Source organism: Paenibacillus kyungheensis, assembly GCF_028606985.1.
GTDB classification, from domain to species: Bacteria; Bacillota; Bacilli; order Paenibacillales; family Paenibacillaceae; genus Saccharibacillus; species Saccharibacillus kyungheensis.
On record NZ_CP117416.1, the window covers coordinates 3097202 to 3119511 of the forward strand.

A 22310-nucleotide genomic window follows, 5' to 3' on the forward strand; every position below is an offset into this window, starting at 1 on the left:
AAAGGTCCAATGTAGGCATCTGATACGAGTGGACATTAATATCAACATTCTAAACTAAAAAATCCCTTGAGTTTGTAACCTAAAAGACATGATTAAATGACTTTTACGTTGCATTTCTCAAGGAATTTTTTTAGTTAGTCGATCAAATCATTTTCGCTACTTTTTGCGTCTAAATATCTAATATCTGAGCAGAGTAAGCGATATCTGTAGCCACTTGGGTAACGCCAATAACTTCATTTCTATTTTTGTTCCATACTGGCATATAGGTAGCTTCTAGCCAGATTGCATTCCCTTTTGCATCTTTACGTTCGATTTTATCGTGAAATGTTTCTCCCGATAAAAAACTGTTCCAAAATTTCTCATATTTTATACTATTCGCAAATTCAGGAGTTCGTCCGTCACCATTTCAAGCTGACTCATGTCATTCATGATTTTCCTCTAATGTATGTGTACAAGCATGATACTTATTTTGGTAAAGAATCTTATCCAATCAACTCGTACTTTTGAAAACTTAGAAACAGACCATCTTCTTCTACCGTCGTTGTAATATGATCTGCTATCGCTTGCAGAGCTGGTTTGGCATTTCCCATCGCTATTCCGGTCTTGCAGTACTCTAGCATCTCCGCATCATTCATTCCATCACCGATAGCTATGATATCTTCTCGGGACATTCCTAGATGTTCAAGCAAATCTGCAATAGCTAGAGCTTTATGTATTCCAGGGATAATTAACTCTCCACTGCCTTCGCCAAATATAGGGACAGTACATTGCATCACATGAAACTTCCCTTCAAATTCTTGCTTGATCTGTTCAAAAGGAATAGTCGAACTTTCTAGAAAACAGACTTTATTTACATCATCTTTGTACAGATTAGCTTCGCCATACGTTAATCCTGTGATAAAAGGATGAGGGGTTAATGCTTTCTTTTGCTGTGCAAGTGGATCATTCTCTAGATCTCCATAGATGCGTCGTTCCAAATGAGCTTCAAGCTGGCTACTCGCATAGAGAGCTGAATTGGATTCCAGATAAAAATCGATCTGATGCTGGTTAAAAAAGTCCACCATATGGCGTACATCTTCTTCTGTTACTTTTTTGTGGTATAAAATATCTTCTCCAAACTCGACATAACCTCCACCTGCTCCAATCAGTCCATCGAATCCAATCTCCCAGATACTATCGTAAATCTCAGCTTTGGAGCGACCTGTACATAGATAGAGTAAGTGTCCGTTGTTACGTGCTTGCTGACAAGCTTGTTTTGCAGACAAGGGGATATGTCCATCATCGTCTACCAGTGTGCCATCTATATCAATAAAGACTATTTTTCGGTGAGTGTTTTCTGTCATGATCTAACCTCCATAATGTGTAAAGAAATTAATTGAAGAATATACTACAAGCAGACATCTTATTTTATCTATCACTATAAATAGAACCCTGTAAGAATAAAACAAATATGCTTTAGTATTGCTTCTCTTTTACATTGTTTTGTCTGAGAACTCTAGTTTGCGTTTATTTAGCATATCGAATATTTTATCTACCTTATAGTGGTATTCCGAACTTTTCGGTATTATTTGTTATTTTAGAACTATTTTCATCAATAATTGTCTTCTTTTTTCTGATATACTAAATATGTAAAAAATATATACATATAGAAAGAAGGTCTCTACTCTATGCGTGCTATTGATTATCATCACTATTTTTGGCAAGATGATAAAATTCGATTACGAGCTATCCAAGACGAAGATTGGGAAAGTCATTATATTAATCGATTTGATTCTGAAGCTAGACGATTATTAGAAACAGCGATCGAACTTCCTCCCACTGCTAGTGAAGCACAGCAATTTGTAGAAAGATTTAAAGATTTCGCTAATCAGCAATCTCGTTTGATGTTTGCTATTGATACACTCGATGGGGAACATGTTGGAGCACTCAATATGAACAGTATTGATGAACGTAATGGAACATTCAGTATTGGTATACAAATAGATAAAGATCATCGTGGTCAAGGCTACGGTACACGAGCTATTAAAATTCTGCTTACTTACGCCTTTTTAGAACGAAGATTGAATAAGTTTAATGATTATGTATTAGAAGGCAATGAAGGCTCTATTCGTATGATGCAGAAATTAGGGTGTGTGCAAGAAGGAGTACGACGCCAAGTCATTTATACTCATGGAAAATATCAAGATTTGATATTATTTGGCTTAACCAAAGACGAATTTATTGCTTATCATAACATCTAAATAAAAAAGACCATTCTTTGTACAAGAAGTGGTCTTTTTTATTTAGAATTTAGATATTCTTATACAGCCTGTTCTAACTTCTTCAAGATATAATACTCTAATTAATAACATTCTTCATGTTCTAATATCAATTGCGCTTGCTGATCGACCGTATACCAGGTATCTACATCTTCATCATCAGTATACTTTTTCCAAGCTATATAAAAATGGAACTGGCATAGCTTATAACTTGCTATCGAAGGCAAATACATACCTATTGTATTGATATCACTAAACGTTAACTCATTCTGATCTTTGATCTGAATAGGCATAAGATTATGAGTACCACTTCGATCTTGCAAAGCTTCGGCATCCTCGGTTCCTATAGATACATAATGAGTATCGCTTTCCCAAGTGGAAGCTTCCAAATATTGACCTGTACTACTCCCACCTGTTATCCATTGCTGTTCTGCCCAATACGCTGTACATTTAAGCGATACATCATCGTTACTCACATTCATGACTCTAATCAATAGACCGCAACTACCATCTACTCGCATATGTAGAGGAAGTGGAATGATAGGATGAGCCATCATAATTTCAATAACCAATTGCTCAGATTTCCACGTATACATATAACTTCCCTGTTGTAATTGCTGGCATATATAGCTGGTATCCAGCAGATTGCCTGCTCCAATATCCAATGCTAATCGAATAAGTCCTAATGGGGTAACTACCTCTAGTGGTTGATGAATCATCTCAAGCTCATCATTCTTTTTGGATTGAAAAAGTTCCATACTTTCCATCCTTTACTCTTTAGCTTCTACGACTTCTTTTATCAATACAGGCAAGTGTTTACCTATGATTTTACGAATATCTTTTACATCAAATGAAACAATTCGGTCGCCTTCTTCTTGCACTATATCTTCTACAATTCGCGGGGTTATTTGCTTTAAGATTAATGCCATGTCTTTCATACCGTAGTCTGCTTGAAGTGAACCTTCATCTATTAATTTATAGATCCACTTTTCGACGCGCGCTCTAGTTAATACAGATTTTACAGCTTCGATTTCAGCAGATTGAAAGTTAGGGTCTTTGGGCTTTTTGATACGTTGTACTTCTTTGAATGCATCAATAACAAGCTTTACAAAGAGCTGTTTGCCATATACATCATGATAATCTACATTTTTGACAACAATACCTTCACCCTTTTTGACACCTAATGCTGTCTGTCCGATAAATGATTCTAAATGTTCCAGGGATTGATATTCTCCTTCGTAAAACACAGGAATTAAGTGTAAACCCAATCGCTCTGCTTCTTGTTTCACTTCGGTAAAATGAAGATACTTTTCGTTATCTACATCATACAGATCAAATAGAAAAAACTGTTTGGTTAGTTCTCCATAATTGATTTTATGCTTGGTAAGCCATTCACCAAAATAGACTACATCGCTTCGAAGTAAACTAGCATCCAGTGTCTGTGTCCACTCATAAAAACCTTGTAGATTATTTTGCTCGGTCAATCGCTCATTTCTTGAAAAAGCTACTACTTTGCCGTCTTCTAGCTTGAATGATCCATTGGCTCCATCTAGTTTTTCTTGAATAATAATAGGATCACCGGGTTGAAGCACATTTTCGGTCGTTTTGTGCCCCATTCTGACTACACTCATATACTTCTTCATCTCACTCATTATGTAAGCTCCTTTGGGATTAAGTCATACTACTTATATTGTATATTCTAATAAAGATACGATTCGTATTGCCTACATGCTTTTGCTATAATAATTACAATCTATTCTATATTTATACACGAAAGGAAAAAATGATGCTACCTCAAGTTGGAGATATCTATTGTGTTTTTTCTCAAAAACTACAGCAATATGTAGCCTGTCAGGTCACTCATCTTAAAGAAGGATCATCTCCAAAAGAACCTCCACTAGCCGCTATTCTAGAATTAGACTGGACAGGAGATACACTGCCCGATGAAGATACTTTACATACGATGAAGCCGTTAGTGTGCAACTCTTATTTTTGGAATGATCAATTTGATCATAAATATGTGAGTGCCAACGTGCCTCCGGAATACTCATTTGTAGGAAATATTTCTCCTCTAGTGAATCAAGAAGTAAAAAGCTACGCTGGAGGTTGGCATATCGGCAATAGCATCCATAACCAACGTCGCTGGGAACGTATTGATGTAACGAAAAGAAACCTATTCAAATCGGCTTCTCCAGATATTGAAGTAGTCGTAGGGGGTCAGACACTACCTCAAAATACGACAAGAATTAACGATCTGATCTTGCAAAAGATAGAAGATTTCTCTGAATTGGATAAGCTTCCTTGCCTGATATCGATTGAGACTGAACAAGGTACCCTAGAATTGGCACACTATATCAACCAGAATCCTCTTATTCATGAATTACAATGGAAATCTTTGATAGTGACTGAACTTGATCTCAGGCAGAGCCATTTAAATCGTTTGATGCTAGAACCAGATCATCTTATTACAATTTATCTTAATGATGATCTTATACATTTTATGCTCAATAGTGAACCTTCTCCTGATCTTCATATTCATAGTGTGTCTGATGGACGATTTATTGATTTACAATGTTGGAACCATTTTTTCCAGTTTCATGGTCTAGATCATTTAGCCGGACTATCTCTAGTTCGTATACAAGAGATAGATATCAACACTATAGTGGAACGCTTTCCTTATTTGACCGAACTGCGAGTATCAGGCAAGCCAGGTGTTGTACACCATATACAAAATCTAGCAAAACTACCTCATTTGCAAATTTTGAACACAGATGATCTATTCGGATTCGAAGCAGATGAGTTCCCATCTCCTGAGCAGTTACCCAAGTTATCGGTGTTATGGATGAGCAGTATTCCAGCCAATGTAGCCAAATCGGTCAAAACGAAATATAAAAAAGCTGCTACTCTCGGGCTGGATCTGTCGATCACTCAACCACGCAAACCGGAATGGCTGGCTGAAAATTTACTCAACCCTTTCCGCGATTGGGATGGACGTGAACATATTTCGGCTGCAAATGCTAAGAAAGCTGCTCAATCTTATAAAAAAATGCTTACTACTACACGTATGATCGATGCATCGATTCAGGCAGATACAGTATATTCGATGTTGGAAAAAATGGTCACTGAATATACAGAAACGTTTAACAAAATGGATCGGGGTCGGGGCATTATTGACACGATTGAACGCGAAGAAATCTATACTGTGTTAGACGAACTCTTAACAGAACTACAAGAACAATTAGGTGAGCAAGGCAAATTGCTTGTAGATAAAGACAGTTTGTACGAACTTTTTGATGAACTTCGAGATTTTTAAGTGTACACAACTATGACTGCTTATATGTTTTGACATACCCTAATTTGATCCCTTTAGTTACAGCTTCTAATGCTGAACTGACATGCAATTTATCAAAAATATGTTGAATATGATTAGATACCGTACGTTTACTAATAAATAGGCTATCTGCGACCTCTTCTCGTTTGTACCCATCGCTTAACATTTGCAAAATTTTGGTCTCTTGCTCAGTCAGTTGCTCGATCTCTTCTTCTTCATCGGGAAAATATGTACAGCCTGCATGAATATGAAGCAAGATATGTAACAACTGATCAGGAGATACATTTTTGTTGATAAATCCACGTGCTCCTGCTTTTTTCGCTTCATAACGGTAGACCGGAAGGTCAAATCCTGTCAAAATCACTATATTCAAATCTGGATATACTTTTGATACCGATTCAGCTACGATCAATCCGTCCTCTTCACTAATATTGCTTAAATTGATATCTACTAATAAAATATCTGGACGTTTTACCTCTATCATCTTCATCATTTCTGCTACTTCTTGTACCGATCGAAAGCTACTGACTTCTGAATAATCTTCAAAAGCAATTTCCAAACTTTTTGCAAATAATATATGATCATCGATTAATAAAATATTCATAAGATTGCTCACCTTTCATTTGAAGTATAATTTGAATACTCAATCCATGGGGCTTACGTATACCAAACTTCATTTCACCTTCCAACAAGGTAATCTGTTCTTGAATAGAATACAATCCTCTGTATCCCTGGCTATGCTTATATTCGGTAGGATCTAGACCGACTCCATCATCTTCTACTATTAACTCAACCTGCTCCATATGCTGTGTCAATTTGATCCAGATCTGACTTCCATGCGAATGTTTAAACGCATTAGTAGTAAGTTCTTTGATTAAGCGGTAAAAAATAAATTGATAGGGTTCAACTAAAAACAAATCATCTTTACAATTAAATGCAACTATGATCTTTTGATTGGCATGTGTCTTTTTTATAATTTGAAGCAGATTTTCATAATTTTGCTTGAGTGTTAATGAGCTGAGTAACGTTGGATGATACTCTTGCATCTGATTGCGAATTGATTTATTTAACTCTGTTAACGTATCTGTAATCATCTGTTGTACTTCCACTTTATTCGATTTGTTCATCATATTTTTGACAGCTAATAAATCTTGTAATATTTCATCATGCAGATAATTAGAAAAATTTTTTTTGAGTTGTTCTTCTTTTGCTACTTGTGCTACTCGACCGACATAAGAATCAAATTGCTTCTGGTGTGTTGATTGCTTGACTTCTAAAGACTGTTTGATTTGTTTGTAAAGCAACAGATAGTAAAAGATTGACAACCAGACTATAGAGTGAAAAACGATCATATAAAATAAAGGAGCTACTCCGAATACTTGACCGATCAACCCGACACCTATAATAGATACTACGATCATCATCCATTTGTGCAATGAACTGAGCTGTGTAAGTTGTATAAATCCTTTAGCATTATGTTTTACAATACTGTAGACTGCATATAATGGAAAAATAAAAATAAAATAGAATACAAGATTGGTAAATACATTTTTGGCTTTATCCATAAATAAAATATAAGTACCAAAAGGAATAGCTGTCATCATCAGCGCATAAGTTAGACTTTTGGATTGTTTATTCAGAAAAAACTTGATACGTTTTTTATTTTTAAATATTGTGATTACAATTAAAATTCCACTAATCACCCATTGCCAGAAAAACATGATTGAATACAGTTGCTTATTGTAAATAGAGATTAACGTTAAGAAGGAAATCACTTTTAATATCCAATCCACTTGTTTTTTATGCATATAAGCAGAATCTTGAAAAATAAAGCGTAACAAAAAACGCAATAGAGTATAAGACACAATCACATTTAAAAAGATCACTATGTAATAAAAAAATGGATCTTTACCAAACATCAAAAGAATTTGCCACGAATATAACAATAATAAATTCGCAAACTGATTTAAAATCACACTTCCTTTTACATTCGTCATTTTAATATACGATAAAACATAGATAGCCATTGATATCACCACTAGCGACATCATATTTGATACGCTACTATTCAGATGCTGAACATATTGATAATATAAAAAAAGAATAACAAATGTCTGATTAAACAAGGTGAATACCTGTTGCTTTATGTATTTGTCATACATATAAGATACCTCTCTACACTCTGTCGTTAACCATTATCTTCTAATTGTATAATATACCATTTATTTGTGAAAAAAAGTAAATCCGATATCCTTATATATCGGCTCTGTATTCTTTATAATTATGCAATCATTTAACAGCAAACAATAATGGAGTTCGGGCAATCGTCTGTCAAAGTTGTAATCCATCCTTCGCTTGGAGCTACTGCTTCTTGTAACTCCACTTCTGTAATATCTTCGACTGCTGAAAAATCTACAAATAATTCTTTCATATAGCATGCCTCCCCCTACATCATTTATAGTTATTCATAACTACATATTTTAGAATCAGTAAAAAGCGCAGTTTTATTAGTTTATTTAAAATAATTTGTTTATTATACGAAAACAACATAAACAAAAAAAGAAACACACAATTGCTGTGTATTTCTTTTCCATATCTATTTTCTATATTCAATTGCTGATAATTAGAAATGGTAAGATCGTAGAAATGATGTTATTTATAACTCAGAACAAGATCTATCTTCTGCTGCATCCAGTGTAAAAAAGGATATGTAAATATACCATGTACTGAATACCTGGGATTTATAAATTGTTATTTGCCATATTAAAGACTTTATAGTCCAATCCTGCAAATAATTCTGGATTGGCGTAAATATGTACACTTCCCTCAGAAAGCTTCACTTCATGAATATAAGAAGATGATATTGGAGTACTCATAATTGGTAAAACTTCTTTCAGGTCAGCCCCTCTTTATTCAGAGAGGCTTATTTATTATTGTAAACGAGTCTGCTTACAAAAGCGAAACTTCGTTTGGATAGGCATACTGCAATGCTTCACGGAATAACTGATCCAGTAGATCATCTTGTAATTGTTCCAAAGTTGACATATGCACAACTTGTTGTTCTAAAATATCGATCATATCGTTTAAAAAAGACTGGATCGATAGAATTTTTAGTTCTAGATGGAATTCTTCGCCTGCTTTTTTGCGAGTCAGCAACTCATCGATATCGCTACGTAATTGTCCCGTTGGCAACATTTCTTCGATCAACTCATCAAAGCCTACAGGCGGCATGGTTCCTTTTTGATCTATCCACAGGCAAGCTAAGATCGGACGCAATACATAAAAGTATTTTTTGATCTTCACAGTATCCCCTTGCAAGTATCCACGGAAGTTTCCTTTTGCCATATGCAGGTAGTGATACATGCAAACACGCGGAGAAAAATGAGTTGATGATACGTTTCGAATTCGCTCAGCAAGTGAACTATTTTCTGTATATGGAATAGGAGAGTGCAACCATTCTATCAATGGCGGATTGGATTTGCGGAATAGATTTAGTGCTTTACGCAAGTCCCAACCGTTAATATCTAACTGCTCACTGATCGGATATTCAATCACGTCTCGCCTGTTAAAAATCGACAAATACCATTCTGGAGGATGAACATAAATAAAGCGCACATCATAATCGCTATCTTGAAAAGGGAACCCCCATGCACGACTACCTGATTCACAGGCATATAAAATACGAACTTGTTGTTCTTGTTCAATACGTTTTAATTCAGTCTGAATGATAGAAGTCATGGCTTGAGTAACGGGCATGATCGATCACTCCTTTCATATGAGGGAGATGGGTGAAAATTCGCTTAAAATTGACGGTTATTAATAAAGACCATTACAGAAATAGAATGGTTCTTGTCGTCGCTGTTGAAATGGAATCCCTTGATAAGACTGCATACAGTCGGGATTCCACTTCGGATGTTCGGTATGAATATGTCCTTTGATCGCATACAATACACTTTCATTGGCATTGAACATACTGATTAATTGTTGCAGATCATCAATCCATTTCTGTTGATCTTCTAACTCTATTTCTGGAGCTGGTGGATGAGTTAATGAATTGAATTTTTGCTAGGATTTACTATAACTTTCCAAAAAGACCTGTCTATATTGAACAGGTAATTGAATATATTCTGTCCATTGTTCTAAGGCTTCATTCGTTGTAGCTACAGGCTCTGTGATGATTTGCTCTTGCAGATATCTAATAAGGTTATGGGTACTCTTCCCCTTTATGTTAGGTGGCAATTATTTCTTTCTGAAGCTATTATAATCGTGATCTTTTCTATTGGATTGAGTATTACACGCACACTTGCGCATGATAAGGCGTATTTTTAACAAAACACGCAAAAAAGACTTTCCACAGATTGAGGAAAGTCTTTTCATCGCTATTGTTTACTTTAATTCACACTGAAATGCCCAAGCTGGCAAATTCTTCTCGTAATTCTCGCTTTAACTTCGCTTTTTCACTTTCTTCTAGAAAAGCAGCATGAGCTCCATTCATAGCGATTTGACCTAATTCCGATGTAGTGAACCCGAAGCGCTCTGCTAAAATACGATATTCTTTGGTCATACTTGTTCCAGATACACCAGGATTATCAGTATTTACTGTAATCATCAATCCACGTTCAAAATAATCACGAATTGGGTAGCTTTCCCAGTTGGATACCGCTTTGGTCTGAATATTGCTCACCGGACACATTTCAAGCGGAATCTGACGGGCAATCATCATATCCATAATCTCTGGTGCTTCTTGCAATCGTACGCCATGACCGATTCGAGTAGCGCCTAGATTGGATACTGCTTCATGAATATTAGCAGCTCCTGCCGCTTCTCCAGCATGAATCGTAACTGGAATATCTCTGCGATGAGAAGCTGCAAAAATCTCACGAAACAACTCGGGTGGATATGACGCTTCATCACCGGCTAGATCGACAGCAACCAGACCTTTGCCTATATATTTTGAAGCAGCATGAATCACTTCCATATTTTGTTGATGATCATGATGACGCATGCAGATCGCGATACCACGTGCTCGCACACCGAACTGTTGTTCACCGCGCTTCAGACCTGCAAGCACATAATGAATCACTTCTTCTGTATAAAGTCCGCGTTCCCGATGCAATTGAGGAGCAAAGCGAATTTCGATATATTTACAATGATGTCTGTTTGCTTTTTCTACAATTTCAAAAGCGACCCGTTCTAACGCAATAGCCGTTTGTAAAAAGCGAGTTGTAAAATGAAATTTGCTTAAATAGTCTTGCAGACTACTACAATCTTCATTTACCTGCATATGGGAGAGTAATGCATGCTTATCTGTCGTCGGCAATTGAACCCCATGACTTTCAGCTAAATCAAGTACTGTCTGCGGGCGTAAGCTTCCATCCAGATGAACATGTAAATCTATTTTGGGCAGAGAAGATATATCAATACCGTTCAGATGAATATTCATTATTATTCCCTCCTCTTATGATCAGACTCATTTTAAAATGCGTCATTTAAATGTTCATTAATATAACATAATAAGACTAAAAAGTACATCTTTAATTTATTTAATGTTATATTAACTAACATACAAGAGGTTTTATATTAATTTAGCAATAATAATGTTAGACATATGGTATTAATCTATATCTTCATCATCGTCTATGTATTCCTCTTCTTCAGATTCCCCTAATTCTAACCCTTGATTTACCCACCGGATAAAATGATCTGTAACATGTATTCCATCATCAGGGCTCATACTTCCGCCATCCACAATCCATACGTCTTTCGCTCCTGCTTCAGCTAGCATAATCAATACTCTGCCGCCGCTATCGTCACCAACAGCTACATATCCTTCTGCATACAGATCGGTCTCCCATGTCTGATTACGTTCTGCAATTTGTTCTGCTCCATAGATCAATACGCCTTCATCTGTATATAATCCATCACTTTTTTTCCATAATTGTTTTAAAGCTTTGGGAAATGTCGTATTCATCCATTTCTCTGCATCACGAATCGTACTATTTTCAGCCGGTGGATAAAATTCACATGATCCTAATTGAGACAATTCTAATTCCATCTTCAACACTCCTTATTTGGCTAACGGATATAAGCGATATGATCTATTATAGTATAACTATACAGACGGTTGCATCTACACATCATTACTGGAAATATTTTGAATGCGATCTTTTCTAGATTTCTTCATAACAGGATAGTTAATAGACTACGATGTTGTTTACTTTCTACAGGCACAGGTATTTCACCTGTTACTGGTGTCATGTCATAGTAAATTAAACCTTAAATCACCTATAAATCTGTTGTAATGATGATCTGCCTGGGCGAAGCAATGTCTGTTATACTGTTTGCATTAGCAACACTGTTGTATACGATGTGCAGTATGAGAATGAAGGATCTTTATAAAGAGAGGGTTACACTCATGTCCAAAAAAATACTAATCGCAGATGATGAAGAAAGTATTCGTAACTCGATTGCTTATGCTTTGAAACGAGAACATTTTATAGTAGAAACAGCGATAGATGGTGAAGACGCTCTTGCCAAAACAGCTATATTTCAGCCCGATGTTATCGTGCTTGATGTGATGATGCCTAAGCTTGATGGATATGGAGTATGTCGTGAACTGAATCATCGCAAAGGTATCGGTATTCTTTTGCTTACTGCCAAGTCTGATATTATCGACAAAATACTAGGTCTCGAAATGGGAGCAGATGATTATCTGTCCAAGCCTTTCGATATTCGTGAATTAATCGCTCGTATCAAAGCTTTGGCACGTCTGATGGAACGTGAAAGTACACCTACCGTTAATGATCTACCTGCCACTTTAGGGTCTGTGGAAGTGTACAGCAGTAGCCGTAAAGTATTGGTAGACCAGCAACCAATTGAACTTACACCCAAAGAGTTCGACTTATTGGCTTTACTGGCTAACCATCCTAATCGAGTGTATACACGTGAAGAACTATTAGAACTAGTATGGGGAATGGATTATCTAGGAGAAACGCGCACGATCGATATTCATATTCAGCGATTACGTAAAAAAATAGAACCTCATCAAGCTTTACTGCAAACCGTCTACGGTGTTGGCTACAAAGCAGAACCGCTATCGTGAAAAGTTCTCTATCCAGCCATACTTCACCGGATCGTAAAGCACCGTTCTTTTGGTCACGCGGACTTAGCTTACGCTGGAAGTTTCCACTGCTTTTAGCAGGATTACTTCTATTTACGGTAGGTGTATTAAGTACGCTAGTGCTGATCGGCATTCAATCGAATCAGAAAAACCAGATCGAAACTACACTCAAACGACAAAGCGAAATCATAGGTCTTACTATACGTCAGGAATATCTAGCAGGTAATCAAAAAGACCCTCAGCAATTTATGAAGTTGCGTGCTACCGAACTTGCCGGTCAACTTGGAATATCCAGTAATATGCGTATTATTCTGTACGATGCTACAGGGCAATTATCCGGCGATTCATTACCCGTTGCTCCTCAAGTGAATGTAAAGCAAGCTCTTGCTTATGCTTTGAAAGGTCAGATCGCTTATATTACAGCAGGTTCTTCGGTTATCTATTTGTCTCCTATTCAAGGACCAGATGGTCTGCTTGGCGTCGTTCAGCTTCATCTTTCGATTGCAGAACAACAAGCATTTTATCAAGATATTGTACAATTACTTCTTACAATAGGGGTATCGGTGTTGATTATCAGTTTTGTAGTCGGTTGGTTATATATTCGTAAGCAGATTGCCGATATTCATCGGCTGACTCAAGAGACTCATTCGATATCTCAGGGACACTATCCTCTCCCTCACACTGTTCTTTCTACTCGTAAAGACGAATTAGGGCAACTAGGAGACGACATCGTACAGATGGGACATATGATCGCTCAAAGTGTGAACGATCTGGAAAATGAAAAACAACAACTGGAACAAGCGATTACAAAATTAACAGCGCTAGAACAATTGCAAAAAGCATTTATCGGCAATATCAGTCATGAACTCAAAACACCGATTACATCGATTCAAGCATATGCCGATTTACTGAATATGTATGGTGACGATCCTACACTGGTGCATGAAGCTAGTGAAAGTATTGCCAAAGAAACCAAACGACTGATCGAATTGATCGAAGATTCGATTCGTTTGTCATTGTTGGAGAAATACGACTTTGAATTACAAGTAACTTCTGTGCAATTAGATGAACTGTTAAGCGATGTCGCCAAGCGTACACATGGCAAAGCATCGACTTCAGGTATTGATCTACAGGTACAGACAGTTGCTGTAACATTGACGACCGATCCCAAGCATCTGATGCATATTTTATTAAATTTGCTAGATAACGCAGTAAAATATAATCGTAATGATCATGGATGGATTACACTTTCTAATGAACTGTACGATCACAAGACGATCATTCGTATCATTAACTCCGGTGCTATTATTCCAGAAGATCAATGGGACAATGTATTCGAACCTTATGCTACATTAAGCAGTGATCGCGCACGTACAGGTAGCGGAACAGGTCTGGGTCTTCCACTTGCCCGCCGTCTAGCAGAACGTCTACAAGGCAAGTTGTATATTGCTCAATCGAATGATTCGGGTACCGAATTTGTTTTGGAACTTCCGGTGTAACTTACTTATCGAGTACATTATTTACAACTTGGATACAATTCGATATATTTACGAAACGTCTGCTGATTATAGTAAAGACATCGATCATATAAGGGAGATGTTTTTTTGTGAACAAAATAATGTTATTCTGCCGATTCTATCGTCTCTACCGGCTAAGTATCGGCATAGGATGTATGCTATTGCTCAGTGCGTGCAGTATGTTGACCAATACAGGCGGACTACGTTCATCAGAACCACAACTGACAGTATTACCTCTGGATACTTTGATGCAAAAACAAGCCGATGAAGTGATGTTGACCTCGGTAGCACCATTAAAAAATGTATATGGACGGACATGGTTATCGGATACAGAGCTGATTATCAACAAAAAAGATCGACTATACATGTATCATCTCGAAAATGGTAAAGAAAATGCTTTAACACCCGGGCGCACATCACCTCAATATCTTGCGCTGACGTCTCAAGATGGTCAGCATGTGTTTTTTACAGAAGGTGTAGACGGTGATCCTTATCAGATTCTAGGATATATATGGGATGTATCAACAGGCAAAGTAACATCGATTGGTCAACTGGATATTACCAGTACAGTGAGTTGGGCAGATAATAAGCACTTAATTACTACTAAAGTAGGCGGCGGTATACTCTTAATCGATCTGAACGGACACTCTTCCAATGTGGTTCTGCCAGATGCGGTGCAACAACAAGACAGTCTGGATTCGGTACAAAAAGTCGGCAAAATTATTTACTATTTGAGTCCAGATACCATTGTCTATCGACTAGTACAATATGCGAATCAACCCGAGCCTACGATCACTCCGATCGCCCACGATGTTAGAGCCTTCACCGTATCTCCAGATGGACAGCGAATCGCGATAGAACAACGTGTGTGGAATACAACTGAGCCTGCCAAATTAATCATGATCGATACAGAAGGTCATGTAGAAGGCACATTAGGTCAAGGAAGCTTAATCAGCCATAGTGTATGGTCTCCAGATAGTCGGATGCTTGCGTTCTCTATCCATCAGGTGAATCAGCAAGGGATGAACGGGCTGTATATTTTCGATCAACATACAGGTAAAACAACGCTGGTTTTTGCCAAAATTCAAGATGCCAACACTTCCATGCAATGGAATCCGTCGGGTGATCACTTGTCACTGTATGATGAGAGTCGCGGAGTCATGACCTATATTATAGGAATCGAAAAATAAGCTAAAGCCAAGATGATTGTAATGTATCTGTGGCTCTAGCTTATTTTTGCTGTTTTAGATTATTTTTGTCATGATAAATGATGAATGTAACCTGCTTCTATTTCATCCAAACATCCTTATAATATTCAGCTTAAAGATTGTAGCTGTCATGCGTTCCAAATACAATAACACTTCTAAAGTGTCACGATTTTACTTCTATATCTGTCTTACGAAATAATTGATATTCTCCATTCAACTGCTGGATTAACAAATGGTGATCTGCCGTCTGAAAGATTGGAGTACCTTTATCTACCGCATTAGACATCAGATGTTCTGGCGGGTACATCCCTGCATCCACGCGTTGTACAATTTCACCGACTGGCTGAATATCTGTATACTGCTTCATATCTACAGATTGTCCGCCTATATATTGTTGATCATTATAATTAATAATAGCTGCATAAGAATCCGTATGATCTGCACTAGTATTACAACCTACAAGAAATAATGAATATCCAAGTATACAGCAAGCCATAATAAATAGTCTCATGCTTCACCTCTTTGGTTCTGAATAGGTTGCTTTCTCATATGTTTTGCTTTCATTTGATTTTTCTATGCTATTTCTTTACACTACAACACAATTAGGCATATCATAATTTTGTAAGATTATAACACAAAATCCATTTAACTATCGCCAATATCTTATACATAAGGAGTACACTACAATGAGTAAATCGTTATACCAACTTTTTCAAATCAAGCAAATTTCTTATCAGTATGATCTAAAGTTCGTCGATCAGTTGCTTCGGACTAAATATGGTGCTATCGAGGTTAGTAAAAGTACTGTAGAAGATTTAAAAAACGATCCGATGTGTTATTTTGATGCTATTTATAAATGTTATGTCATTACAGATGCAGTAGTTCTTGATTCTTTATTTACACCAGAAGAACGTTCGATACAATCAGAAATGGCAAAAGAAAATTCTAAATACCCAGCAGAAGATGATAATGTTTGGAGAGATATCCAAGAAGGTCGAATGATTCGAGTGATTGTAGACTCGGATAATGGTAACACGATGACAGGCTTTAACTTACAAGGTTTATGCGAGGTGTTGATGTATGAACTTTATGTACTTAAAGGCATTAAGCCGGAGGCTTGTACTGATCCTAATGATCCTTATTTTGCCCATTATCTGGAGTGCTTAGACAAAGCCGGTTATCTATAACTAAATACCTTATATTACAAAACAGTTCTGGATATATTCAGAACTGTTTTTCTTATAAACAATCTGGATCATTATTATTTACCTTTTCCACCTACTATGAAAGAAAAGCCCTTCAAAAATTCAAGGGCTTCTGCAATATCCTTCTATTACTCGGGTACGTTCGTACTTCCATCATGGTAAGCTTCAATATCATCGAAATACAACGTGCCTGATGTCACTGAGGAACTTTCACCTTTATTGACATAGATTGAGAACATTCGTACATCTTTCAAACTTGATTGTGTAATCACTTTATTAGCATTCGCTGTGTCCCATGGTGCTGGCTTGAAGTCGGTAAAAGGAATCTGAATCATCCCTGCTTCTGTTCCATGAAGCGAAGGATAGGCTTCAAAAGAAGTGCCATTGATGTTGATCTGAATGACTAGCTTATTATCGCTACCATCGGGCTTCATCCAGAAACGAACTGCATTAGCGCCTGACCAGTCACTATTTTGCATATTTTTGGACTCACCTGTATAGCCTTGGCTGTTCAGCGTATAGTCATATTTCAGACCGTATTTGCCACTATTTTTGCCATACGTACTGAGTGTGACTGTGTTCGGATCGCCTGCCATCACATACGCTTGATCTAGCAATTCATTGCTACCTTTATACGTTTCAAATGGATCGACTACCCATGGATCGGTTATCCCATCACTATCACTTACATACAATTGCACCGTTTGGGTAAGCACCTGACCACCTTTGAGATCAACTTGTACAGTTAATGTGGTTCCTTCTTCTGCAAGAGAAGCATCCGGTGTCCAATCGGCAACATAATAGAATCCGTCTGCATCTTTTCTCATTTTATATTCGGTGCTACTACCCTGCACTTGATAGGTCACTTTCGCAATCTTGGCTTCATTCACTCGTACTCTAATCGTTGTCGGCTTGCTCAGTGGAATCGTTGCATTGTTGATCGGTGAAACGATATGCATAAATGGTTGCTCTTTGGCTACTTTGGACTTCTGCTGATACGGGCGATCTGCCACCACTTCCTGACGGAACGCAGTATATGGGTCATTATAAAAAGCTTGGAAATCTGGTAACAGTTCATGATCGCCTAACCCATTTGGTGCATCCCGATAAGGGACAAAGATAGAATCGGTATTAAAGTTCGCCCATGTTAGCATATACGCCATCTTTTTCGCTTGAGGATCAGACTGCAATGCTTTTAACAGCTTGGTAAAAAACTGCAAATCCTTCGTCCCTGTCGGCTTCACATTCGAATAGCCAAATTCGGTAAAAGCAGAAATTTTGCCTTTCTGCTCTGCAATCTCAGCGACTAATCGTGCATCTTGGACTGCTGCATCGTACCATGTCGGTGTATTGCCATCATAATACGTATCAAATCCCAGAATATCGACATAATCATCCCCTGGATACGTCTCCAAATAAGTATCTGCATCCTGATTGAATGGACTACCCGGTGAGAACGCATACAAGAAATTATGCACCTTTTTCACATCGCGTAAATATTCTACTGTATACCGATAAATCTCAACATACTCTTCTTTCGTCCGATAAGGCGCACCCCACCAGAACCAACCGCCATTCTGCTCATGGAAAGGACGGAAAATCACAGGAATCGCTTGTCCACGATCATCTTTAAGATGATGAGCAAAGTCGGCAACCTGATCGAGAAAAGCATTATAATCTGCATGCTTGTCTCCACCCGGCAAGATATGGCTAATTACATTCCCTTTGGTATCATAAAAATCATTCCCTGTCACAAAGTTAGGCATATGCGAACTTAAGTTGAGCACACCACCTTGCTCGTAAGCCGACTTCATTACCTTAACCAGATTGTCCCGATTCTCCGTAGCTGATCCACCATATACTCCGGGCTTCTCAAATCCTTCTAGACTTAACGTATCCCATCCAAATACTCCAGGTAGATCGCCAACGGATCGTTCCACTTCAGATTGTGTTCCATCTTCGGCTGTAATCCCGATCCCTTCCGTAGTGGCATGTTGGTGACCGAATAATATGTCTTTGCCTTCGTTATTCAGTAAATACGTAAATAGCGAACGTGTAGCTTTGGTTGCGTCTGCATCTGCTAGATTCACGATCTGCGATTGAGATGTTTTACTATTGACCGCTTCTGCCTCATCTTCTGCCTGTGCCACTTGCCCTACTATTGGTGATACTGCCAGCACTATTGCCAATACCCCTATCGCCCAACGCTTCCTCATTATCACAACTCCTCTGTTGTTGGAATAACTATCTGTGTAGATAGCGCTTACAGAGTTAAATATACAAAAGTATAAGGGAGGATTATATAGGAAAATAAGGAAAAAATAGTGTTATAACAAACATACTCTTTTCCTTATTCTTGTCTGTACACTCTTTATGTAAAACTAATTATAATAATGCCAACTATACATACAACTCTAGATTTTTAAGATCAATAATAAAAGAATGACTGAGCAAGATATCTAATCCTAATAATCCTTGATGATTCTTAGGTAGAATACCAACATCTATTTCAATATTACTAATAATTTCTGAATCAATCTGAATTGAATCTACTACTTTTGTAAAAAATGGGGCGCTCCCACCTATTCCATATGCTTCATAAATAGCATCCCCATTTTCATACACTAAACCTATTTCTTCTAAAATATCAGGGCTAAATATAGTGTGAGAAGAACCTGTATCTATAATAACATTGTTAATTTGCACTGACTTCCCTCGAAATTTAACAGTGAGTGAGATAGTCATTAATTGCCCATCGTAATTAATTTTCATTCAAACGTCTCACTCTCATTAAAGGATCTTTACGCAAATGTATAATACAATCTGGATTAGCAGTATGATACACCAAATTACCTTCCCCAGCTTGAAAAAATTCTTTATTTGCATCTTCAGCCAAAACAGTGCGAATAGGAGCGACTTCATCTACGATTTTCTTGTTATCTTCTTCATGATATTGAAGGATAGATACTAATACAAATTGATCTGGAAACAGTTCCCTTACTTCCTGCCATTTCACGATAATACCCTCCCAAATAATAATAGCTATATTTTATTTTCACTTTAATTTTATCATATCCATTCAATCGTTATATACGTAATTTGATATTTCAGCATAACTATAACGATACTATACTTATCCTTCTTCAAGCGCCTTGTATACTTTATAGTAATCCTTACCTTTAATAGCAAGTTGATCTATATGAACTGCATTTTTGATTTGATATATTTCGGTTCCGATTGGAAGTATTGTAGACATGAACTCTGTAAAAGATTCATCGGATTTATAATGATGTTGAATCGTTCCTAACTTCTCTCCGATCTGGTTATTCTTTATGGTGAGCTGTTGATCCACAACATATACACGATCACCAAATATAAATAAATCTGCGTATGGTGAATCACGGATCGTTTCTCGGGCTAAAATTTCTGTCGTGCTGATTTCTGTAATGTTGTTAGATTGTACTCCTTGCTGGGTATGTATGGTATTGGGACTACAACCTAGCAGTGTCGCTAATAAGGTGAGTACTATGGCTGATTTCAAATTAAAGTTCTCTCCTCTCTAATTTATTCTCAAATGGGTATGTAGATTCTAAACAGATATAATATTTCAAACCATACTAGATTCTGCTATTATAAACAACAAATAAAGAGCCTAAGGAGTTTACATATCTTGCACATTAGAAAAGCAACACTTTAAGATGCAGAAGATATTGCCAGAGTTCATGTAGACAGTTGGAAAACAACCTATAAAGGCATCATTCCAGACGAATTTCTTAACAATCTATCCTATACCCAGCGAAATGATCTATGGATGCAAGCCATAACACAACAAGATCACTTCATTATGGTAGCAGAGAATTTCGAAGGTCAGATTGTCGGATTTGCAGATGGTTGGAAAAAAGAAACCAACATCGTCCCTCACTCGGGTGACTTAACTTCGATCTATATACTGGAGTCTTATCAAGATAAAGGTATGGGTAAGCAACTACTCCAATCTTTATTTAAGATATTCAAGCAATTGGGCTGGCAAAAAGTATTTGTTGAAGTGCTAGAAGATAATAAAACATGTGAATGGTATGAGTATTATGGTGCGACATTGTGTAAGACTGTGCCTATCCAAATAGGTGGCGTGCTTCTCAATGAACGAATCTATGAATGGAATAATATCGACGACGTATTAGCAAGATGATGAACATAAATTGATACTTCTTCAAGTAAAAAAGCCTATTCGGTAATAGTCGAATAGGCTTTAACATTAAACAGCATATGATGCAATGTAAAAGTAGGGTTAGGCTTCAAGATCGGGTTGAATATAAAAAGGTTCCATATTGATCGTGGACAAATATTGGCGGAAGCGGGATAGTTCTTGGGCTGCCCTCTCCTTATGTTGAAATGTACCTACCGCAAAAGCAGATTCGACTGAGCCGTCTCCTACATAAGCAGAAAGAACAGCTCCTTCGGTTGATGTTTCTAGGGTAAGGGCAACAGATTTGACGATGGTTTGCTCATCTTGACTGATGATCCACATGTTTGTTTTCTCCTCTCGGGCTATGTATAAGAGGAGTATAAAACAATTTAGTGAAAGATAGAATATGAGGCAACAAATCGTTGCATTATTATAATTATAAGAGACTGATTGTTATGATATATGATTACATTATAGTTTTAAATTTAATTTGATAACTTTTCAAGAACTAGAAGCATTTAATTTTTTTTATTTAGAAATTGAAAAATAATTGTTATTATTAATCCAATTACAGTTAAATTAGCTGGTATTTTTGAATAATCTTCAGTTTTATTTATATAGATAATAAGTAATATACCTAAAAACGATACTACCGTGATTCTAAACACGACACTATTGACTATTTTAACAATCCAATCAATATTTTTTTTCTTTTCTATTTCTGTTCTCATTTTTAATTTACATTCATTTAGTATAGTCTTTATACAATTTGTATTAAAAAATCTTTGTTCATTCTCATGATAAATTGGTTTTTCTGAATTCGATATACAATATATTGAAAGATATGTTTTTTTTATCTCACTAATTAATAGAAGAATCACATCTTTAGTTTCTTTGTTATTATCTTTTTGGTAAATTCTCCATAAATCCCTATTCCAAAAATTTTTTAAATCTTCTATTAACTCTATATCAAATGTTGAGTTATTAAAAATAAAAAGATTCTGAGTATTTTTTTGTAATTTAGTATAATGATTCACTAATCTTCTTGTGATTATTCTAATTTTTTCTGTATTTTTATCTTTAGAAATATATTCTTCTAAAATACAATGATAAATATATAATTTAACATTTAAATTTTTTCCAGATATCGGATCTTTTTGTGCTATTAACAAAAGAAATACAGATAATATATAATTAAAAACATTTATTATTATCCATTTCTCAGAGAATGCATTAAGAATTGAAAGAATAAATCCGAATAATAGAAATCCAAATGTAGAAAATAGCAATAAAAAAATTCCAACGTAAAAAAAAATTATACTTCTAGTAATATTTTCATGTATAGAATTTCTTTCTTTAAATGTAAGCACATCTTCTAAATATTTTTTATCATTAATCATAACATCCTCCATTTTCTATATACTAATGTTATCTATAAGCTGATATTACTAATAAAGTATGATCTTTTTGATATAAATTCTATTT

Annotated in this window: 24 protein-coding genes; 7 read left to right on the forward strand and 17 right to left on the reverse strand. The window is 36.4% G+C overall.

The window, feature by feature from the left end; genetic code table 11:
* Window positions 1-482: 482 nt before the first annotated feature.
* A complete protein-coding gene (locus PQ456_RS13190) occupies window positions 483-1343 on the reverse strand; it encodes a Cof-type HAD-IIB family hydrolase (RefSeq protein WP_273612701.1) in 861 nt (286 codons plus the stop codon).
* Between the two features lie 324 nt (window positions 1344-1667).
* On the opposite strand from PQ456_RS13190, the gene PQ456_RS13195 reads away from it, so the two are divergent.
* Window positions 1668-2240, forward strand: a complete 573-nt coding sequence (locus tag PQ456_RS13195) for a GNAT family N-acetyltransferase (protein ID WP_273612702.1) — start codon at window positions 1668-1670, stop codon at window positions 2238-2240.
* 101 nt (window positions 2241-2341) lie between these two features.
* Here the strand turns inward: PQ456_RS13195 and PQ456_RS13200 are convergent, their stop codons facing one another.
* Both PQ456_RS13200 and PQ456_RS13205 read right to left on the reverse strand, forming a co-directional pair.
* The gene (locus PQ456_RS13200; RefSeq protein ID WP_273612703.1) at window positions 2342-3016 is read right to left on the reverse strand and encodes a hypothetical protein; all 675 of its coding nucleotides are present in this window, start codon (window positions 3014-3016) and stop codon (window positions 2342-2344) included.
* 12 nt (window positions 3017-3028) lie between these two features.
* The gene (locus PQ456_RS13205) at window positions 3029-3910 is read right to left on the reverse strand and encodes an RNA ligase family protein (protein ID WP_273612704.1); all 882 of its coding nucleotides are present in this window, start codon (window positions 3908-3910) and stop codon (window positions 3029-3031) included.
* A gap of 134 nt (window positions 3911-4044) precedes the next feature.
* On the opposite strand from PQ456_RS13205, the gene PQ456_RS13210 reads away from it, so the two are divergent.
* Entirely contained in the window at window positions 4045-5571 is a 1527-nt protein-coding gene (locus tag PQ456_RS13210; RefSeq protein WP_273612705.1) for a hypothetical protein, read from the forward strand.
* Between the two features lie 10 nt (window positions 5572-5581).
* Here PQ456_RS13210 and PQ456_RS13215 read toward each other — a convergent pair whose 3' ends face one another.
* The 7 genes from PQ456_RS13215 to PQ456_RS13245 form a co-directional block, all read right to left on the reverse strand.
* The gene (locus PQ456_RS13215; RefSeq protein WP_273612706.1) at window positions 5582-6193 is read right to left on the reverse strand and encodes a response regulator transcription factor; all 612 of its coding nucleotides are present in this window, start codon (window positions 6191-6193) and stop codon (window positions 5582-5584) included.
* Window positions 6171-7616: an ATP-binding protein gene (locus tag PQ456_RS13220; RefSeq protein WP_273612707.1), complete on the reverse strand. Its 1446-nt coding sequence runs from the start codon at window positions 7614-7616 to the stop codon at window positions 6171-6173. Before PQ456_RS13220 ends, PQ456_RS13215 begins: the two co-directional genes overlap by 23 nt.
* A gap of 266 nt (window positions 7617-7882) precedes the next feature.
* Complete coding sequence (locus PQ456_RS13225; RefSeq protein WP_273612708.1) at window positions 7883-8020, reverse strand: type A2 lanthipeptide; 138 nt, start codon at window positions 8018-8020, stop codon at window positions 7883-7885.
* Between the two features lie 310 nt (window positions 8021-8330).
* Window positions 8331-8465, reverse strand: coding sequence for a hypothetical protein (locus PQ456_RS13230; RefSeq protein WP_273612709.1), 135 nt, complete (start codon window positions 8463-8465; stop codon window positions 8331-8333).
* A 73-nt stretch (window positions 8466-8538) separates the two neighbouring features.
* Window positions 8539-9345 (reverse strand): nucleotidyltransferase domain-containing protein, encoded by an 807-nt coding sequence (locus PQ456_RS13235; RefSeq protein WP_273612710.1) that lies wholly within the window; start codon window positions 9343-9345, stop codon window positions 8539-8541.
* Window positions 9346-9985: 640 nt separating this feature from the next.
* On the reverse strand, window positions 9986-11032 hold the full coding sequence (gene add / locus PQ456_RS13240) for an adenosine deaminase (protein WP_273612711.1): 1047 nt from the start codon (window positions 11030-11032) through the stop codon (window positions 9986-9988).
* Window positions 11033-11203: 171 nt separating this feature from the next.
* Window positions 11204-11644 (reverse strand): SMI1/KNR4 family protein, encoded by a 441-nt coding sequence (locus tag PQ456_RS13245; protein WP_273612712.1) that lies wholly within the window; start codon window positions 11642-11644, stop codon window positions 11204-11206.
* Window positions 11645-12004: 360 nt separating this feature from the next.
* On the opposite strand from PQ456_RS13245, the gene PQ456_RS13250 reads away from it, so the two are divergent.
* The 3 genes from PQ456_RS13250 (at window position 12005) to PQ456_RS13260 (ending at window position 15416) form a co-directional block, all read left to right on the forward strand.
* Window positions 12005-12691 (forward strand): response regulator transcription factor, encoded by a 687-nt coding sequence (locus PQ456_RS13250; RefSeq protein WP_273612713.1) that lies wholly within the window; start codon window positions 12005-12007, stop codon window positions 12689-12691.
* Window positions 12688-14208 carry a HAMP domain-containing sensor histidine kinase gene (locus PQ456_RS13255; RefSeq protein ID WP_273612714.1) on the forward strand — a complete coding sequence of 507 codons (1521 nt, stop codon included), beginning with the start codon at window positions 12688-12690 and terminating at the stop codon, window positions 14206-14208. Before PQ456_RS13250 ends, PQ456_RS13255 begins: the two co-directional genes overlap by 4 nt.
* A 107-nt stretch (window positions 14209-14315) precedes the next feature.
* A complete protein-coding gene (locus PQ456_RS13260) occupies window positions 14316-15416 on the forward strand; it encodes a WD40 repeat domain-containing protein (RefSeq protein WP_273612715.1) in 1101 nt (366 codons plus the stop codon).
* Window positions 15417-15597: 181 nt separating this feature from the next.
* Here PQ456_RS13260 and PQ456_RS13265 read toward each other — a convergent pair whose 3' ends face one another.
* Window positions 15598-15945, reverse strand: a complete 348-nt coding sequence (locus PQ456_RS13265; protein WP_273612716.1) for a hypothetical protein — start codon at window positions 15943-15945, stop codon at window positions 15598-15600.
* A 175-nt stretch (window positions 15946-16120) separates the two neighbouring features.
* Here PQ456_RS13265 and PQ456_RS13270 point away from each other — a divergent pair, with 175 nt between their 5' ends.
* Complete coding sequence (locus tag PQ456_RS13270; RefSeq protein ID WP_273612717.1) at window positions 16121-16621, forward strand: hypothetical protein; 501 nt, start codon at window positions 16121-16123, stop codon at window positions 16619-16621.
* 146 nt (window positions 16622-16767) lie between these two features.
* Here the strand turns inward: PQ456_RS13270 and PQ456_RS13275 are convergent, their stop codons facing one another.
* From PQ456_RS13275 to PQ456_RS13290, 4 genes are all read right to left on the reverse strand, one after another.
* Window positions 16768-18855, reverse strand: coding sequence for a glycosyl hydrolase (locus PQ456_RS13275; protein WP_273612718.1), 2088 nt, complete (start codon window positions 18853-18855; stop codon window positions 16768-16770).
* A 184-nt stretch (window positions 18856-19039) separates the two neighbouring features.
* Window positions 19040-19411, reverse strand: coding sequence for a retropepsin-like aspartic protease (locus PQ456_RS13280; protein ID WP_273612719.1), 372 nt, complete (start codon window positions 19409-19411; stop codon window positions 19040-19042).
* On the reverse strand, window positions 19401-19655 hold the full coding sequence (locus PQ456_RS13285; protein WP_204823674.1) for a hypothetical protein: 255 nt from the start codon (window positions 19653-19655) through the stop codon (window positions 19401-19403). Before PQ456_RS13285 ends, PQ456_RS13280 begins: the two co-directional genes overlap by 11 nt.
* 117 nt (window positions 19656-19772) lie before the next feature.
* Window positions 19773-20180 (reverse strand): hypothetical protein, encoded by a 408-nt coding sequence (locus tag PQ456_RS13290; protein ID WP_273612720.1) that lies wholly within the window; start codon window positions 20178-20180, stop codon window positions 19773-19775.
* Window positions 20181-20450: 270 nt separating this feature from the next.
* Here PQ456_RS13290 and PQ456_RS13295 point away from each other — a divergent pair, with 270 nt between their 5' ends.
* Window positions 20451-20828 (forward strand): GNAT family N-acetyltransferase, encoded by a 378-nt coding sequence (locus tag PQ456_RS13295; RefSeq protein ID WP_475721673.1) that lies wholly within the window; start codon window positions 20451-20453, stop codon window positions 20826-20828.
* A 99-nt stretch (window positions 20829-20927) separates the two neighbouring features.
* On the opposite strand, the gene PQ456_RS13300 is transcribed toward PQ456_RS13295, so the two are convergent.
* Both PQ456_RS13300 and PQ456_RS13305 read right to left on the reverse strand, forming a co-directional pair.
* Window positions 20928-21167, reverse strand: coding sequence for a hypothetical protein (locus PQ456_RS13300; RefSeq protein WP_273612721.1), 240 nt, complete (start codon window positions 21165-21167; stop codon window positions 20928-20930).
* A gap of 176 nt (window positions 21168-21343) precedes the next feature.
* A complete protein-coding gene (locus PQ456_RS13305; protein WP_273612722.1) occupies window positions 21344-22225 on the reverse strand; it encodes a hypothetical protein in 882 nt (293 codons plus the stop codon).
* Window positions 22226-22310 lie beyond the last annotated feature (85 nt).